The organism is Streptomyces sp. NPDC051740, from assembly GCF_044453165.1.
Lineage (GTDB): Bacteria > Actinomycetota > Actinomycetes > Streptomycetales > Streptomycetaceae > Streptomyces > Streptomyces atrovirens.
The window spans coordinates 85,365-101,982 of the sequence record NZ_JBITCL010000003.1; the positions used below are offsets into that span (position 1 = coordinate 85,365).

Below are 16,618 nucleotides of genomic sequence, written 5' to 3' on the forward strand. Positions count from 1 at the left end.
GACGGCCGGTCCCGGCGCGGCCCACCGGGCACACGGGCAGGAAGGCGGCGGCCACGCCGAGCAGCGGCCCCACCAGGTCGTACGGTCCGGCACCGGTCGCGCCCGTCCGGAAGATCACGGCAGTGGTCACGTACGCGGGAAGCGCGCCCACGGACGCCGGCACGCGGCTGTTCGAAGGCGTTCCGCCGCTGGAACCGGAGCTGGTGACGTCGCGGTCGGCGAGTCCGGGCACGCACCTGACGTACCGCGTGCCGGCGTGAGCGGCGCCTTCGCGTGCGCACGCGTGGTGGGGCCGCGACGCCCCGGCCGGGGCGGGTGCTCAGGCGCCGTCGACGTGCGGTACGCCCATCAGCTGGTGGAGCAGGCGGCGGTCGATGACGATGACCGGCGTGGTCAGCCGGCCGCCGAACTCGACCAGGGCCGTTTCGATGCCGAGCAGCGCGGCCGTCAGCCTGGCCCGGCCGATGATCCCGGCCCGCACGGCGGTCTGGCCGATCAGCACCCGCATGGTGCCGAGCGCCCCGGCGAGCTTCGCCGCGGCCTCCCGGCCGTTGAGGGGAAGCTGCCGGATGGAGGTGAGCACGGGCTGGAGGGCGGACTGGGCGGAGGGAATCAGGCGTGGTTCGATTCCCCGGGCGGTCAGCTGCGCGGACATGGCGTTCATCTGGTTGGTGACGAGGGCCTGCGAGGTGCGGCCGATCCCGGGACCGAGGCCGCCCTGTCCGAGTACGACGCCCTGGAGTCGGGCCGGGGCGGTCTGCCGCAGCACGGTTGCCGCGTTGTCCGTCTCCCGGGCGATCCTCAAGTAGTCGTCCGCCAGCTTGAGGACGGGGTCGCACAGACCGCGTACGCGCACGCCGAGCGCGGGTCCGACGCCCTGCAGCCGGTTCAGGGCCAGTTCGACCGTGTCGCGGTTGCCCTGGATGTTCCGGGCCGTGTTCAGCACGTCCCCGAGGTGGTTGAATCCGCCGGGGCCGATGACCCCGCCCTGGGCCTCGAACAGCGCGGCCTCGTGCGAACCCTGGTAGATGCCGTGCATGGCGCCACGTGAGGAGTTGAAGAGGGCGAGAAGGGCCTGGGAGAGCTCCAGGACGAGTTCTTCGGTCGGGTCCACGGCCTACGGCTCCTGCTCCGCGAAGATCGATCGTACGAGGGTCCGCAGCTCCGCGTCGTCGAGCACCGGGTCCTCCACGACGGGCGGCTCCTCCTCGGCCGGCCGGTGGGAGAGCAGCAGCGCGAACATGGTGACGGCGCGCAGTTCGTCGAGCACCCCCGCCGTCTGCTGTTCCAGCGCCGTGATCGCCTGTGCTCCGGGATCGACCCGGCCGTCGACGATCCCCGTCACAGCGGCCTGGAACTCCTCGATCGCCCCGAAGGTGAGGGGGCCGACGAGGCCGTCGAGGGCCAGCTCCGGCCGGCCGCCCTCGACGCGGAAGACATTGAGCAGCGCCTGGACGTACTGCACTTCGCGTCGGAGATTCGTACCGTTCCGGCCGACCGACTGGCTGATGGGCATGGGGTGGTCTCCGAGCAGGCTCGACGGGTCGTACGGCGGGCATGATGGCACCCGCTCTCCGCGCACCGGGCCCACGCCCGGGAGGGTGTCGCCCGATTCCCCCGGGCGGAGCACCGCACGTGAAGGCGTCCGGTGGACCGGTCGGCGCCGGCGCGCTGTTCGCCGGGTCAGTGCCAACGGTCGTGATCGCCCCGGCGGCGGTCACGGCCGTCGTGGTGGTCATGGTGCTGGTGGTCCCCGTCCAGGGGAACGGTGTCGCAGTACACCACCGGCCCCGGCGTGGTGGGCGGGGTCCCCGCGTCGGGCGGTATTCCGTCGGTCTCCATGACCAGCAGACGCAGTCGGTCCCGCCGCGCGCCCTCGGGCAGAGGGACCTGGCCGATGTAGGACGGGGTCCTGGTGGAAGCCGCGTCGATCGAGGTCAGCGTCACGGTCGTGTCGTGGAGCGTCACCCAGGCGAGGTCCTCGTCGGTGACGGCGTCGTTCCGCCGTTGCACGGTCGCCGTGACCCGGGGCGGAGGGGAGTCGGACGGGTCGTACGACGGGCCGGTGACACTGACGGTCGGTATGTCGTCGAGTTTCACCCGTAGTTCACGGTCGGGCAGGGTCCGTACCAGATCGGTGACCACGACCGGTGAGATCTCGGCTCCCGGAATCGAGTTCGGCTGGTAGCGGACCAGGGCCAGGCGGATGAACGGCAGACAGGTGTCCCCGGTGTCCAGGTCCAGGTCGCAGAACCAGCGGTCCCCCTCGGCGTCGAACTGCGGCGTGAAGCCCACGACGGTGACGGTGGGTGGCTCCGTGGGCTTCACGGGGGTGAGTCCCTCGGCGTGCCGCACCGCGTTGGTGAACGTCGACACGGTCGGGGTGACGACCTCCGCGGAGCGGTGAAGCGGGTCGCGGCCCATCAGGGTCACGCCCGGGACGTCCGCGGCGGGTGTGCCGGCGCCCACTGCCGGCCCGAGCACCACGCCGAGGAGTTCGCCGTCCCCGGAGGAGAACCAGGGACGCTGCAGGAACACCCGGATGCCGCCGCCGCGGCGGCGCCGGACGACGGTGCCGGGTGGGCCTTCGACGGTCTCGAGGGACAGCGTGGGTACGCAGTACAGCACCCTGGGCGCGGTGGGCTTGGCGCTGCTGGGTACCGAGTGTTCCACGGCCGCGCCCCGGACGGTCCGGGCACTCGCGTCGTGTTCGGCGGGCCGGGACGGGAAGTACTCGCCGAACCTGGTGCCGGCCACCGGGTGGTAGAGCACCTTGCGGTGCTTGGTGTCGCCGAACTCGTGCTTCTTCGGTTCCGTGCTCGCCGACCGTTCCGCGGCCGGGGTGCTGAAGGCCAGGGTGCCGTCCTGGAGGGTGGCCGGTGCGGTGTCGGCACCGTCGTCGGCCGGGGCCGGCTTCGCGGTGAGGAGACCGAAGACCGGTGTGGTCATCGGACGCTCGGCGCGGCCCTCGTCGCCCTCGTCGACCACGTCCGTCCACTGTGCGACGAGTTCGATCCGGTCGGTGCTGCCCTGGTCCAGCCTGATCGTTCCGGCGAGGTGCTCGGCCGTGGCGTCCTCGGGGCGCTGTCCCGTGGGCCGCAGGTCCAGGACGGGTTGCCTCAGTGGCCGCTGTACCGCGTGCACCAGGGTGAGTTCCTGGCGGGGCGTGAACATCCAGTGGCGTCCGGCGGCCGCCATGTCCAGCGCGGTGGAAGCCCTTTGCCGCACCTCCGCGTCCTGCCGTGCCGCCCTCTCCCTGACCTCGGGCGCGGCCTGCGGGGCCGGCTGTGGGCCGGGCTGCTCGCGGCACCAGGAGGCCAGGCCCATCAGCGACTCGTCGAACCGGACCGCGGAACACACCCGTACGGTGGCGACCTGGGCCTTGGGGAGCGAGACGGTCAGCACGCGTGACGACTCGTCGAAGTGGGGCGGGGCATCGCCTTCCGCCAGCCGCAGCCGGAACGAGAGGGGCCGGTGCCAGACGCTGCCTCCCCACGCGACCTCGAACGGCTTCCCCTTCGGCATGCCCGGCAGGTCGAACAGCAGGACGCCGGCGGCCAGCGGCTCGCGCAGGTAGGGCAGTTCGACCTGTTCCCCGGTGTGCCGGGCGGTCGCCGCGGGGTGCTCCGGGTCGGCGGCGGGCGAGTCGACCGGTACCACTTCGACGTCCGGCTGGTTCGGATCGTCGAGCGACCCGTTCTCGCGGGACGCCAGCGCGTAGCCCGCTTCCCTGGCCGCGCGGTCCTGCGAACCGATGGCCCCGTCGAGCAGTCCGTGCCGTTCGACGCACTGCAGCGATGCCTTCGGGGCCACGAGGTGCCGTTCGTCGACCCCGTGGAAGGGGGTGTGTTCCCCTGTGGTGACCAGCGGCGAGCCGTTGAGGTCGGCGGCGTACTGTTCGGCGGTCCGGGCCGGTTCCCCGCCCCGGGGGGTCTCGCCCGCCGCCGTGCCGGGGGTGCCGGCGGCGCCGCAGTCGACGGCGAAGCCGCTGCTGCGGCCGAGCTCCGTGAGGGACCGGCAGCCGGGGACACCGTCGGCGTCCCCGCCGCGGAGGCCCTGTTCGCGCTGTTCGGCGGCGTAGGCCTCTGCGGTCTGGGAGCCGAAGTGGCCGGTCGCGCCGGCGGGGATGGGGTGGCCGCGGGCGATCAGGGCCTGCTGGACGAGGCGTACGTCGTCGTTGGTCATGCCCGGCTGTACGTCGGCCAGTACGACGGTCCGTGTCCCGGTGCCGGGGGCCGCACCGCCGGCCGGGCCGGGTGCGCTGCCGGGGGTGCTGCGGATGACCAGCCGGGACACCGAGGCGCCCTCGTCCAGCGGCAGCCTGGGTACCACGACGGGGGCCGGCACGGACTCGAACCTCCGGAACGTCAGGGGCCCGTCCCCGGGCAGGGCCCAGTCGCCGTCGTGGTCCCGGTCCATCAGGGCATCGGCTTCCCGCAGGGTGAGGCCGTTGCCCGCCAGGTCGACGGTGCGCAGCCGGATCCGGTATCCACGGCCGTACCTGAGGCAGGGCAGCGAGCCCTTCAGCACCTTGACGTCGATCTCCAGTGGCAGCCGGGTCTGCCGCTCGTTGGCGGGCTCGACGACCTCGTCGGGCGCCCCTTGTCCGATGCCCAGGACCCGGCCGGGCCGGGGCGCGGAGAGGGACCAGTTCTCCCAGGTCGTGATCCGTTCGGGCACGTACATCCGGTCGCTGTCGGCATCGTCCGGCGGGGACACCAGATTGATCTGGAAGAAGCCTTCGTCGGACGCCGTGAGCAGCGGTTCGCCGGCACCGGGGGAACGGTATGCGACTGTGCGCGCGTGCAACGAGTACCAGCGCCCCCGGGTGTCGTCCCACACGTCCATCCGGTGACCGCGGACCAGGTCCTCGGCGCCGAGATCCGGCATGTCCGCCGAGTCCGGCCGCTCCGGATGCGGTACGTCCCCCGCCTGCCTCTTCGCCAGTGCGGTGGAGGCCGCGTCGTTGTCCCGGGCCGCCTTCTTGAAGTCGTCCTCGAGGAGTTCCAGGCGTCTGTCCCTGACCAAGGAGAGCCCCTGGGTGCGGACCGGAGCCAGCCCCTTGGTCTCCGGGGCCGGCGCGGTCGGGTCCGGTGCGGGGGCGCCGGTCCCGGCCGGGTCGCGGGCGAGTTCCGCCAGCTTCAGCGCGGCGCCGTCGATGTCGGCCTGTTCGAGGGAGAAGTCGTCCTCGGGCAGCGCCAGCAGACCGAGCGCCGGAGAGCCGAGCGGACCGGTGCCGGTCTTCCCGGACGCGGGGACGAACAGTTTCCGGTCGGGAAGGTAGACGTAACGCGTGCGCGGGGCCAGGTCCCTCGACCGCGGACCGGGTCCGGACGTCCAGTGCGGGACGACGCTCAGTGCGTGCTCGCCGCCCGAGGAGACGGGAACGGCTCCGTCCGGGAGGAGGAAGTCCAGGATCAGCCCGAGCCGTCGGAGCAGGGCCGGGTGGTCACCGAGCGAGGTGATCATCTGGTGGAAGTCCGGGTCGAGCTTCTTCGGTGGCGGGGGCGGCGGTGTCTCTCCGTCCGCGAGCGTCGGAGTGCTCCGGCCCAACGGCTCGTGGAATTCACGCACTTGGTTCAGACCCTCGCGCATGCCGGTGGCTCGGGAGGAGACCCCCGGGTGCTCGGTGTTCATCATCTCCCGCATCATGGGGCGCATTTCGGGGGGCTGCTCGGGAGACTCCCGAGCAGCCCACCCGTAGGCCGTCCGGGTCGCTTTGCTGACGCTCCGGGCCGAGTAGGTGCGGGCCTCGTGGGTCCGTGGGGCCATGTCCTGGAACACGTAGGGCTCCAGCGGGATGTCCTCGCCGCCGAAGAGTTTCGTCCAGAGCGCGGCGTCGGGAGCCGGGCCGGACGGTCGGACGTGGCCGCTGAAGGAGGGGGAAGCGCCGTCTCCGGGCCCGAACTCGAAGGTCGCTTCCCGTAGTTTGTCGGGCCAGGCGCGGAAGTCGGGGAAGGCCCGCAGCGTGCCGCGTTCCGGCGGTTCGGCCGGATCCTGGTCGGGGACCCCCAGTCGTGGGGTGACGAAGACCGATACCTTGAGCTCGGTGCCGTCCGCCGGGATCCCCGCCGGGAGCACGGTCCACAGGACTTGCTGTTCGAACTTCATGATCACTTCCCGCCGGGTCTACTGGTCGCCGTCGAAGCCCAGGCAGTAGTCCTCCCAGTGCGTCTCCTTGTCGAAGCAGTCGACGAAGGAGGGGTCGCCCGGCGCACCCGAGAAACTCCGCTCGAGCTCGAGGGATACGGACTTGCTGAAGAAGGCGATCCTCACACTCACCGTGAGGGTTCCCCTCCCCCGGATCACGGACTCGTTGTCGTGCTTCTCGTACGTGAGCTCCAGATAGAACTCGACGGAGACGGTGACGATGCCCAGCACGCTCAGGAAGCCGTTGCACCGCAGGTAGCCGCCCACCTTCACGAGCCTGTCCCGGACTTCGAAGCGGACACCGGCCATGACCGTCACTCCGCCGCTCGCCACGCCCAGGTTCAGTGCCGCTCCCCCACCGAACTCGATGGCGCCCTCGACCTCGATGCCCCCGGCCGCGTCGACCAGCACGGAGACGTGGCCACCACCGCCGAACACGGAGACGGTGACGTTGAAGGGACGCTGCCGCTCGGCGACCGAGAAGCGGAAGGAGATGGCCTTGTCGGGGTCGAAGGGGATGGTCAGTTCCGTCTTCAGGGAGACGTTGGCGAGTGAGAAGACACCGATTCCGATGGTGGGAAGGGCCAGCGCGTAACCCGTGCGGATGCCCCAGGGCTGGACGTCCACATAGGCGCCGGAACCGAAGGCGTCGGCGGGCAGGGCGCTGCGCAGCGTGTCGATGAACCGGAGCTCCCCCAGGAACCGCATCTCCAGGCCGGACGCCGACACGTCCGGTTTGTTGCCGGGAACGGTCCTGAATTCCAGGTCGGCGATATCCACACGGACGACGTCGGCGATGACCAGCGCGACATCGCGCAGCCGGCCCTCCACCGACGTGTTCTGCCCGCCGTCCTTCGAGACGGTCGTCCGCGCGTCCAGGGTCAGCACCGCGTCGGTCACGTCCAGGAGGAACGCGTCGTCCGGTGGTTCCGGCTGCGGTTTCCGCAGCTTGGTCTTCCACACGTAGCGCAGTTCCTTGCCCTCCCCGTCCACGAGGTCGCGGACGCGCAGCACCGGGGCGGGGATCATGCCCTCCGCGTCGTCCAGCAGGTTCTGGATCTCGGCGTCCCCGAGCTGCTTCAGGCGGCCGAGGTGCTCGGTGGTGACGGGCGCCAGGAGTGCGGACAGGTCGATGAAGCCGAGCAACTTGGCTTCCCCGAAAGCCTTCTGGATTTCCGTCATGGGTGCCGCTTCGACGGCGCCGGTGGAGCCGGCCCTGAACATGTCCGGTACGACACCGGCCTGAGCGGTGATCACCTTGACCGCGGCGTTGGGCCGGGCGAGGCCACCGGCCTTCTCCGCGGCGAAGTCGAGGCCGACCGCGTTCTCCAGGTCGAGGTAGGCACGCGCCGGATGCGCCGCCATACCGCGGTCGCGATAGACGGGGTTGAACGTCACGCGCACGTCCCCCGCCTTCGGGGCGAACGGTTCGAGGGCGGGGACCCGCACCTCGGCGGAGGACACGACGAGCATGCCGGCCAGCGGGTGCTGACCCCCGGCCTCCTTCCGGGCCAACGCGAAGGTCAGTCTGCCCACCGCGTGAGCGGTGCTGCCGGGAGCGTCGGCGGGCGGCTGGGCCATGGCCATCACCTGCCCGCCGAGCAGCCGTTCGAGGCGTTTGCTGTTCGTCGTCTCGTCCGACGTGTAGAGGTGGAGCAACGCCCCCCAGTCCTCGGTCCGTGAATCGGGCACGAACACCAGCGGCGTGGTGAAGCTGACCGTGCGCCCCTCGTGGTCGGTAGCCAGAACGGTGAACTGATGGTCTCCACCGCCCTGGAGCTCGACCCAGAACGGCTCCGCGGCCTGCGGCTGGGCGTCCGGTCGGTCCGCGGGCGGCGGCTGCCACACGGGTTTGAGCGGCGGGGTGACCCGGTCGGTGACGCGCAGCACTCGGAAGGGCATCTCGCGTCCCTGGTTCGGGAAGCCGGTGCTCTCCCCGTACCGCACCTCCGGTTCACGGGGCAGGATCCGGTCCTCCCGTTGCAGGTAGGCCACGATCCCGTCGTCCTTGTGGGCGACGAACAGTCGCTTGAACTCACTCACCAGGAGAGCCGGGTGGCCGCTTGTGAGGACGCCGCGGGTGACGACTCTGACGAACTGGTCACGTCCGAGACCGGTGATGTGGTCGTACGCCACGAGTTCGGGGCTGCGCCTCTTGAGCGTGTCGAACTGCTTCTCGGCGTCCGGTGACACGTCGTCCCAGGCACCGTGCAGATGGGCGGAGGCGCCCAGTGGTGTCGCGATGAACTGCTCGGCGCGCAGGGGGGCGCTGGGCAGCGGTATGGGCGCGTTGTTGACGTCGACCAGCTCCGTGCGGCTGGTGAGGGTGACCAGGTCCTCCAGATTCGCCTCGGTCAGCGGAACGTGCGCGGGAACGGGGGGCCGCTCCTCGGCCCTCCTCAGGGCCCGCAGCAGTGCGTCGCCACTCCGTTCGCCGTTCAGCAGGGCGTGCCACAGCCCGGTGCGGCCGTCGGCGTCGTGGGGCTCCGGCCGGCAGGTCCAGGTGACGGGCTCGTCGTAGGTGAGGAACAGCCGGGTGGGGAACTCGAGGACGCTTCCGGGGAGTCCGGTCGCGGGGACGCCGGGCCGAACCGGCGGCGGCACGGTCATCGGCACCAGCCGCTCCCAGTCGAGCAGGGACGTCAGGGACAGGTCGAGGCTCTCCACTTCGGGCGGCACGGAGAAGACCAGTTGGGACACACCGGAGGTGAGGGCTGCCAGGGAACCGGGTGGGTCGGTCGTGGAGTCCAGATTCCCGGGGACCTCCTCCCGGACGTGTTGCGGTGGCAGCCCGACCAGGATCAGCGTCGGCGCGGCCGGCTCCCGCCGCACCAGACGGCGGCCGTCGAACCGGAGGTTCACCAGGCTTATGTCGACCACGAGCATGTCCGCGGGACGTACGACCCTGAACGGTCCCACCGCGCCGTCGTCACCGGGGCGGTCGGGGCGGCCGTCGCCCCCAGGGTGGTCCGGACGGCCACCACCGGGATGGTCGGGGCGGCCATCACCACCGGGGCGCCAGGGACGGTCACCGCCGCCGGGGTGCCATGGACGGTCACCGCCGCCGGGGTGCCAGGGACGACCACCGCCGCCGGGACGGCCCCCTTGGTGACGTTCTCGCATGTCCCGCCCCGGTGTCGGCGTGACAGGAGGACGGCTGTGGGAAGCCATGAGGGAACCCCCTCGTACGAGGGAAGGGAAGGCTGGAGGGCGGGTCCCGTCCGAGGCCGCTCGCCCCTCCTCGTTCCATGGTGCTCCCGCGGGCGGAACATCACCAGTGAGCGTGTCGAGCGGCTGTCGCATGGCGCGGGGCGACGGACGGTGGGACCCTGGAAGTGGTGTTGTGCGCCGCTCCACGCTCTCGCGAGGAGGGATGGTCATGGCCAAGCGTCTGGTCGTCTGCTGCGACGGCACATGGAATTTCGCGGACCAGCCGAGCAAGACCAATGTCGCCAAGGTCGCCCTGTCCGTGCGTCCCGGGTCCGCCGCCGGGAAGGAACAGCGCGTCTACTACCACAGCGGTGTCGGCACCCACCGGTGGGAGCGTCTGCGCGGCGGCGCGTTCGGTGTGGGGCTGTCCCAGAACGTCGTGGACGCCTACCGGTTCCTCGTCGAGACGTACGAGCCCGACGACGAGTTGTTCCTCTTCGGCTTCAGCCGCGGCGCGTTCACCGCCCGCAGCCTGGCGGGGCTGGTGCACAACAGCGGCATCCTGCGCCGGGACCACGCCGACCGGATCCCGGAGGCGTGGGCTCTGTACCGTGACCGCGTCGAGCAGCCGAACGGCGCGGCCGCCACGTTGTTCCGCCGCTCGTACGCGCGCGAGACGGACATCAGGTTCGTCGGGGTGTGGGACACCGTCGGCGCCCTGGGCATCCCGGTACCGGACACCACGTGGCTGCAGCCGTCGGCGAACCGGTTCAACCACCGCTGGGCGTTCCACGACACCGAGCTGAGCGACCGGGTCGAGGCGGCCTTCCACGCGCTGGCCGTCGACGAACAGCGCTCGGCGTTCCGGCCGGCCCTGTGGCACCAGCGTCCCGACTCCGCCGCGCGGGGCCAGGAGTTGAAGCAGGTGTGGTTCGCCGGGGTGCACTGCGATGTCGGTGGCGGCTACGCGGAGACGGGGCTGTCGGACATCGCCCTGCTGTGGATGGTCGACCATGCCCGCAGACACGGACTGGAGTTCGACGCCGACGCGCTCAGCACGGAGGGACCCCGGGTGATGAAGCCCGAGGAATGCGTCGACTTCCGTGTACGGCCGGACGGTTCGGGCACTCTCCACGCCTCACGGACGGGCATGTACCAGCTGGCCAGGCCGCTGCACCGGCCGCTCGGGAAGGCGGTGGACGACCACGGCGAGCCCGACGGCAACGAGTTCCTGGCGGTGCCCGCCAAGGAGCGCTACGACCGTGACACGGGCTACCGGCCGTCGGAGCTGGAGGGTTACCTGAGCAGGCAGGAGCGGGTCCGGCTGGAGCCCGTCCTGCTGCCGGACCTCGCCTCGAGCCTGCCGCCCATGCCTCCCGCCGCGTCCGGTCCGGGAGCGGCGGCCGACACGCGGGACGGACTCCACCGTGCCACGTGACACCGGTCGGCCGCGGCGATATCCCTTTGCGCGGCGCTTCCCGGCCTGGTTGGCTCACGCCCATGACCTGGCTTCCGCATGATTTCGTCCATCCTCTCCACGTCGGCATACCCGACGGCGGAGGCCACCGGCTGCGCCCGATCAGCGGTGCGGACGCACCGCTGGACTACCCGACGGTGATGGGTTCGCGGGAGCGGCTGTGGTCGGTCTTCGGCCCCGCGTGGGGCTGGCCGGCGACCACGATGTCGTACGAGGCGAACCTCGCCGATCTGGAGCGGCACGCCCGGGAGATCGAGGCGCACGAGTCGTTCAACTACACGATCGAGAACGCGGACCGCACCGCCCTGCGCGGCTGCGTCTACATCGACCCGCCCGAGAAGCAGGGGGCGGACGCCGAGATTTCCTGGTGGGTGGTGGACGACGAGGTGGGCGGTGCGCTGGAGCGGGCACTGGACGCGTTCGTGCCGCGCTGGATCGCCGAGGACTGGCCCTTCGAGCGGCCGCGCTTCATCGGCCGGGACCTGACCTGGGAGGAGTGGCTCCGGCTGCCGGACCGTCCGTGAGCGGAGCCGCTCCAGCAGGTTCGGGCGTGCTCCGTCGGTCCCGATGGGCAGACATGTCCCGACCGGTGATCGAGAAAAGGGGACAAGGTGACGCGGAACTCCGCTGACGCGGTGGAATCGATGGAGCAGCTCGCCACGGTCTGGCGGGACATGGTGCTCGACCGGGATCCGGGCGCGGACGTACGGGACCTGCCGGGCGTCGCGGTGCGCTGGGCGGAGTGCCGGTTCGGTTTCTGGAACTGCGTCACGCTCACCGACGCCGGGGCGGACGCGGGCCTCATGGAGAAGCGGCTGGGGCAGGCGGCGGGCATCATGCGCTCGAAGAGGCACGCGGGCTTTCTGTGGGTCTTCGAGGACCTCCTCGACCCCGAGGCGCGCCCGCGCCTGACGGAAGCGGCCGAGCGGGCCGGTCTGGTGCACGCCTTCTCGGGCACCGGTATGGCCGGCGACCTGCTGCCGGTCCCTGAACCGGCGCACCCGGACCTGTCGTTCACACGGGTCGGCACGGACGAGCACCTGCGGGCCTACGCCGACCTCAACTCGCGCGCCTACGGCATGCCGCTGGAGGCCGGCCGTGACGGCCTCGTGGGTTCGCGGCTGTGGAGGACGGGGGTGCACGCCTACCTGGGCATGCGGGACGGCGTTCCGGTGACGTGCGCAGGGGCCGTGGAAGCGGACGGCCGCCTCTTCGTCGTACTGGTGGCCACGGACCCGCGATGGGAGCGCAGGGGGTACGGGGAGGCGGTGACCCGCAAGGCCCTGTACGAGGGCGCCCGGAACACCGGACTGACCCGCGCCACGCTGCACGCGACCGCCGCCGGGGCCCCCGTGTACCCGCGGATCGGCTTCGAACCGAACAGCCCGCTGCACTTCTTCACCCTGGGAAGCTGACGGGGGCCGCGCCCGGGGCCCCGCGTCATCGGGTGGGCAGCGGGCCGCCGGTGCTCCCGCGGAGGGCCTCGCGCATCTCGCGCAGGCGCCGCACCTGCCGGCCGCCCTGCCATGTCAGCAGCGGCAGGCAGATCGCGCCGAGCAGTGCGCAGACCAGCGCCGGGCGGACCTGGCCCAGGAGGAGCGGCGCGGCGACAAGCAGTACGTACACCAGGCAGAGGACCGCCAGGGCGGGGCGCCGGTGCCGGGTGCGGTGCAGCCGCTGCTCCACCAGGTCCAGCATGGCCTCCCGGTCGGCGGGCGAGGAGGGGATCTCCCCGTGGCGCAGCCGGCGGTCCAGGGTGACCAGGCGGTCACCCGAGCCGCCGGCCGCGCGTTTCTCCCTGGCCCGCAGCACCAGCAGGACGGCCACCGCGCCCACCGAGGTGACGGCGGACCGCGCCAGCACCACGAGGGGCGGCTCCCCCGGTGACATCAGCATGATCACCGCCCAGCCCAGAAGGACGACGAGCAGCACCTGGGCCCAGATGTGACGGCCGAGGAAGGTGTTGAGCCGTTCCACCGCCGCTCCCCCCTACCGTCCGGACCGGACGTCGCCGCGCCGGACGCCTACCGTCCGGACGGTCAGCACGGCCGCCAGCAGCACGCAGGCGACCACGCTGTACGCCCATTCCGCCGTTCCCCGCACCACGCCGACGACGCTCCACACCGCCCACAGGGCGAGCACCACGCACAGCGCCGTCGAGGCGATGTCGGCGACGCGTGCGCGTAACTGAGCACGCTGGCGCGTGCCCGGTTCGAGGTCGCCGAGTCCCTGTCCGTCGTGGTCGTGGCGCGCTCCCATGGCCGGCCTCCTTGCGTGCTTTGCCTTGTTCGTCCTTGACGCCCTGTCGGCTACCCCCGGTCGGAAGCGTCAAGCGGCGGACGGGCCGGGCAAGTTGCCGGGATCAGAGCAGGGTCCACTTCTGGTTGGGTCCGGTGTGGCAGGTCCACAGGTGGACCGGCGTACCGTCGTTCCACGTACCGCCCGAGGCGTCCAGGCACCTGCCCGACTGCGGATTGCGGACCGTACCGTCCGGCTGGGCCGCCCACTTCTGCGCCCCCGTCCCGTTGCACGTCCACAACTGGATTCGCGTACCGTCCGCACTCCCGCCACCGGACACGTCCGGACACTTGCCCGACGCCCTCAACGAGCCGTCGTCGGCCACCGTCCACCGCTGCGCCGCCGACGCGTTGCACGTCCAGACCTGCACCTCCGTACCGTCCGCCGTACCCGCGTTGTCCACGTCCAGACACTTGCCGTTCACCCCCCTCACCTCGCCCGTGCGGGTGCCGCCGGTGGAGGTGGTGAAGGAGAACTCGTCCACGTCGAACAGGGCGCCGCTGCCGCCCTTGAAGACGAGGTACAGGGTGGTGGTGCCGGCCGGCCGGTGAGGGACGCCGTGACGTCCTGGAAGGTCTCCCAGCCGCCGGTGACCGGCACGGTGGCCGTGCCGAGCAGGATGCCGGCCGGGGAGCCCGCGCGGACTTCGAGGGTGCCGCCGCTGTCCGCCGAGGAGACACGGGCGGTGAAGCCGGTGGCGTTGTCGAGGCTGTAGGGCGTGAAGGAGATCCAGTCGCCGTCGTGGATCTCACCGACCGTCCTGCCGCCGTGCGCGGGTGTGTGGTTGACGACCTGGACACCGGCGGAGCCGCCGTAGTACTCGGCCTGCCGGTGGCCGGGCTGGGTGATGTGCTGGTCGTGCGCGGTGAGCGCGGGCTGTCCGTTCGCGCCGTTGTCGGTGTACTCGGCGTCGATGACGCCGAAGATGTCGGCGTTGGGGTCGTGTTCGCCGTCGGCCAGGGTGTGCAGGGTGCCGGTGCAGCCGGTGGCCGAGGTCTGCGGGTGGCCGTGGCTGTCGTGACCGATGATGAAGGTGACCCTCACCTTGGCGCAGTCGATCGTGCCGTCCTCCGGGTCGGTGACCGTGACCTCGAAGGGAATGGCGGCGCCGAAGTCGTGGATCCGTCCGTCGACGGGTGTGTCGAGCCGTACGGTCGGGGCGGTGTTCCCGAACTCGGTGAGGGAGGCGCCGTCGTAGGGGATCCAGGCCGGCTGGGCGGGCGGCAGGTCGGTCAGGCCGGTGTTGTGCGGTGAGGTGTTCCTCGGTGCCGCGCAGTCGAAGGCCGTGCCCGAGGCGCCGGCGGCGAAGTCGTAGTCGACGTGGGCGTCGTTCCTGCCGGTGCAGTAGGGCCAGCCGAAGTTGCCCGCCCTGGTGATCCGGTTGAACTCGACCTGACCGGCGGGGCCCCGGGAGGCGTTGGCGGTGCCCGCGTCCGGACCGTAGTCACCGACGTGGACGGCGCCCGTGGCCCTGTCGACGCTCATCCGGAAGGGGTTGCGGAAGCCCATCGCGTAGATCTCGGGCCGGGTCCTGGCGGTGCCGGGCGCGAAGAGGTTGCCCGCCGGGATGCCGTAGGTGCCGTCGGGGTTCACCTTGATCCGCAGGATCTTGCCGCGCAGGTCGTTGGTGTTGCCCGAGGAACGCTGGGCGTCGTAGGCGGGGTTGCGGGAGGCGCGCTCGTCCAGGGGGGTGTAGCCGTCCGAGGCGAAGGGGTTGGTGTCGTCGCCCGTCGACAGGTACAGGTCGCCCGCCGCGTCGAAGTCGATGTCGCCGCCGACGTGACAGCACAGGCCGCGGGAGGCGGGCACGTCGAGGATCTTCTTCTCGCTCCCCACGTCGAGGGTGCCGTCGGTCCGCAGGACGAACCGGGACAGCCGGTTGACGCCGTCGAACGGGGTGAAGTCGGATGCCGTTCCGTCGGCGGGGGCGTCGCCGGCCGGGCCCATGGGCAGCGCCAGGCCCATGGCACACGCCACGGCCGTCAGCAGCATGCGGACACGTCTGTGTCCGAGCGGTTTCGTGCGCGCGGAAGTCTCCAGGAATATGGGGGGGTGGCGGCAGGCCACGGGGGCCCGCCGTGAAGGAGTACGGGCGCGCGCCGTCGCGCCGTCGAACACCGGACCGTCACCCCGGACAGGGTTATGACCGGTCCATTTCAAGGAAGTCAGCGGGCCTCGCGTGAACGCGTAACCCCTTTCGCGCACAGTCCCGCGCCTTCTTCCTCGCATGGGACAAAGTGCCGGTGCCGTTCCAAGTGCCGTCGGCGCCGTGCCGGTTGCCGGACCGCGGTGTGAACCGGTCACCGTCCCGGTCGTCGTCACGACGCATTGGCTGCCGGGCAGGCGTCACCATGCGGGACGGGGACACCACGGTCCGGGCGAAGGCATAGGCTCGGTGTGCGCGGCCGGCCGAGGACGCGCCGGGCCCAGGCCCGAGGGCTGGACGAACGGAGCCGTTCCGCTGTGACGCACGCGCACGAGGAACACGAGGAAGAGATCCTGGCCCGGATCGCCAAGGGGCTCGTCTACACCGAGTCGGAAGCGGCCTTCCAGGCTCCCCGGCGCCGCACCGAGCAGATCTTCGAGTACAACCACACCCCACCGGGTGAGACGGAGAAGCGCCGGTCGCTGCTCGTCGCGATCCTCGGGTCGGTCGGTGAACGCACGGTGCTGCTGCCGCCGTTCCACGCCGGGTTCGGCAGCAACGTCCACATCGGCGACGACTTCTTCGGGAACGTGAACCTCACCTTCGTCGACGATGTCGACATCCGCATAGGTGACGGTGTGATGATCGCTCCCAGCGTGACCCTGACCACGACGGGACACCCGGTGCACCCCTCACGACGCGCCGACTTCGGGCGGTTCTCGGAGCCGATCGTGATCGAGGACAAGGTGTGGATCGGCAGCAACGCCGTGGTCCTGCCCGGCGTCCGCATCGGATACGGATCGGTCATCGGCGCCGGCAGCGTCGTCAGCCGCAGCATCCCCCCGATGACCGTCGCGCTCGGCACCCCTTGCCGCGTGGTCCGCGCCATCACCGACGAGGACCTCGCCACACGTACCGCCGAAGGGTAGGCGGCGTCGTCCTGCCGTGAGCTTCACAGCCGCCCAGGACGGAGACGGTCGGCTTCGGGCCTCCTCGGGTTTCCGGCCCCAGACGGTCAGCAGGCCGGCGGACAGCGCGGCGCACTCGTCGGAGTCCAGGTACCGGACCGCGTCGTCGACGGCGGCATCGTCGACCAGGCCGGTGGCGAGCATCGCCGCTCCCAGGTGTCCGCCCAGAAGAGGCTGATGGGGCTGCCGGGCAGCAGCGGCGGCACACGCATCTCGGCGGCGACACGCACGAGCCCGGCTCCGCGCAGCAGTCGGGGGTACGACGGCACCCAGGAGACACCGGTGCCGATGGTCTCCCGCAGCCCCTGCCACATCGCCCGCATCACCCTCGTGTACGGCGTGCCGGGCGCCCGGTCGCTCGTCAGGTCGACCGCGTCACCGATCCTCCACCGGGGCCCACCGGGACGGCCGAGGCGCGCCGTGCCTGGG

At 71.5% G+C, this 16,618-nt stretch carries 10 protein-coding genes and 2 pseudogenes; 4 read left to right on the top strand and 8 right to left on the bottom strand.

From position 1 onward, the window contains the following. Positions 1 to 319 precede the first annotated feature (319 nt). The 4 genes from ACIA6T_RS06160 to ACIA6T_RS06175 form a co-directional block, all read right to left on the bottom strand. On the bottom strand, positions 320 to 1,114 hold the full coding sequence (locus ACIA6T_RS06160) for a hypothetical protein (protein ID WP_399445373.1): 795 nt from the start codon (positions 1,112 to 1,114) through the stop codon (positions 320 to 322). A gap of 3 nt (positions 1,115 to 1,117) precedes the next feature. Beyond that, entirely contained in the window at positions 1,118 to 1,516 is a 399-nt protein-coding gene (locus ACIA6T_RS06165; protein ID WP_399445374.1) for a hypothetical protein, read from the bottom strand. 167 nt (positions 1,517 to 1,683) lie between these two features. Then, on the bottom strand, positions 1,684 to 6,111 hold the full coding sequence (locus ACIA6T_RS06170) for a peptidoglycan-binding protein (protein WP_399445375.1): 4,428 nt from the start codon (positions 6,109 to 6,111) through the stop codon (positions 1,684 to 1,686). A gap of 18 nt (positions 6,112 to 6,129) precedes the next feature. Continuing rightward, complete coding sequence (locus ACIA6T_RS06175) at positions 6,130 to 9,069, bottom strand: hypothetical protein (RefSeq protein WP_399445376.1); 2,940 nt, start codon at positions 9,067 to 9,069, stop codon at positions 6,130 to 6,132. 460 nt (positions 9,070 to 9,529) lie between these two features. Here ACIA6T_RS06175 and ACIA6T_RS06180 point away from each other — a divergent pair, with 460 nt between their 5' ends. The 3 genes from ACIA6T_RS06180 to ACIA6T_RS06190 all read left to right on the top strand — a co-directional run bounded on the left by ACIA6T_RS06180 (position 9,530) and on the right by ACIA6T_RS06190 (position 12,192). Then, entirely contained in the window at positions 9,530 to 10,738 is a 1,209-nt protein-coding gene (locus tag ACIA6T_RS06180; protein WP_399445377.1) for a DUF2235 domain-containing protein, read from the top strand. A gap of 62 nt (positions 10,739 to 10,800) precedes the next feature. Continuing rightward, positions 10,801 to 11,301, top strand: a complete 501-nt coding sequence (locus ACIA6T_RS06185; protein ID WP_399445378.1) for an N-acetyltransferase — start codon at positions 10,801 to 10,803, stop codon at positions 11,299 to 11,301. Positions 11,302 to 11,421: 120 nt separating this feature from the next. Then, positions 11,422 to 12,192 (top strand): GNAT family N-acetyltransferase, encoded by a 771-nt coding sequence (locus ACIA6T_RS06190; protein WP_399445703.1) that lies wholly within the window; start codon positions 11,422 to 11,424, stop codon positions 12,190 to 12,192. Between the two features lie 25 nt (positions 12,193 to 12,217). Here ACIA6T_RS06190 and ACIA6T_RS06195 read toward each other — a convergent pair whose 3' ends face one another. From ACIA6T_RS06195 to ACIA6T_RS06205, 3 genes and pseudogenes are all read right to left on the bottom strand, one after another. Then, on the bottom strand, positions 12,218 to 12,754 hold the full coding sequence (locus tag ACIA6T_RS06195; RefSeq protein ID WP_399445379.1) for a hypothetical protein: 537 nt from the start codon (positions 12,752 to 12,754) through the stop codon (positions 12,218 to 12,220). Positions 12,755 to 12,766: 12 nt separating this feature from the next. Further along, on the bottom strand, positions 12,767 to 13,036 hold the full coding sequence (locus ACIA6T_RS06200; RefSeq protein WP_399445380.1) for a hypothetical protein: 270 nt from the start codon (positions 13,034 to 13,036) through the stop codon (positions 12,767 to 12,769). Between the two features lie 103 nt (positions 13,037 to 13,139). Then, positions 13,140 to 15,016, bottom strand: a pseudogene (locus tag ACIA6T_RS06205) (lectin); the annotation flags it as partial. Between the two features lie 522 nt (positions 15,017 to 15,538). Here ACIA6T_RS06205 and ACIA6T_RS06210 point away from each other — a divergent pair. Next, entirely contained in the window at positions 15,539 to 16,150 is a 612-nt protein-coding gene (locus ACIA6T_RS06210) for a sugar O-acetyltransferase (protein ID WP_399445382.1), read from the top strand. Between the two features lie 60 nt (positions 16,151 to 16,210). Here ACIA6T_RS06210 and ACIA6T_RS06215 read toward each other — a convergent pair. After that, a pseudogene (locus ACIA6T_RS06215) lies at positions 16,211 to 16,608 on the bottom strand (SAM-dependent methyltransferase); the annotation flags it as partial. Positions 16,609 to 16,618 lie beyond the last annotated feature (10 nt).

Bases quoted from the DNA above. Each gene is read 5' to 3' on its own strand.
- ACIA6T_RS06165 (WP_399445374.1), bottom strand. From the start codon at position 1,516: ATGCCCATCAGCCAGTCGGTCGGCCGGAACGGTACGAATCTCCGACGC.
- ACIA6T_RS06170 (WP_399445375.1), bottom strand. From the start codon at position 6,111: ATGAAGTTCGAACAGCAAGTCCTGTGGACCGTGCTCCCGGCGGGGATC.
- ACIA6T_RS06180 (WP_399445377.1), top strand. From the start codon at position 9,530: ATGGCCAAGCGTCTGGTCGTCTGCTGCGACGGCACATGGAATTTCGCG.
- ACIA6T_RS06185 (WP_399445378.1), top strand. From the start codon at position 10,801: ATGACCTGGCTTCCGCATGATTTCGTCCATCCTCTCCACGTCGGCATA.
- ACIA6T_RS06190 (WP_399445703.1), top strand. From the start codon at position 11,422: ATGGAGCAGCTCGCCACGGTCTGGCGGGACATGGTGCTCGACCGGGAT.
- ACIA6T_RS06200 (WP_399445380.1), bottom strand. From the start codon at position 13,036: ATGGGAGCGCGCCACGACCACGACGGACAGGGACTCGGCGACCTCGAA.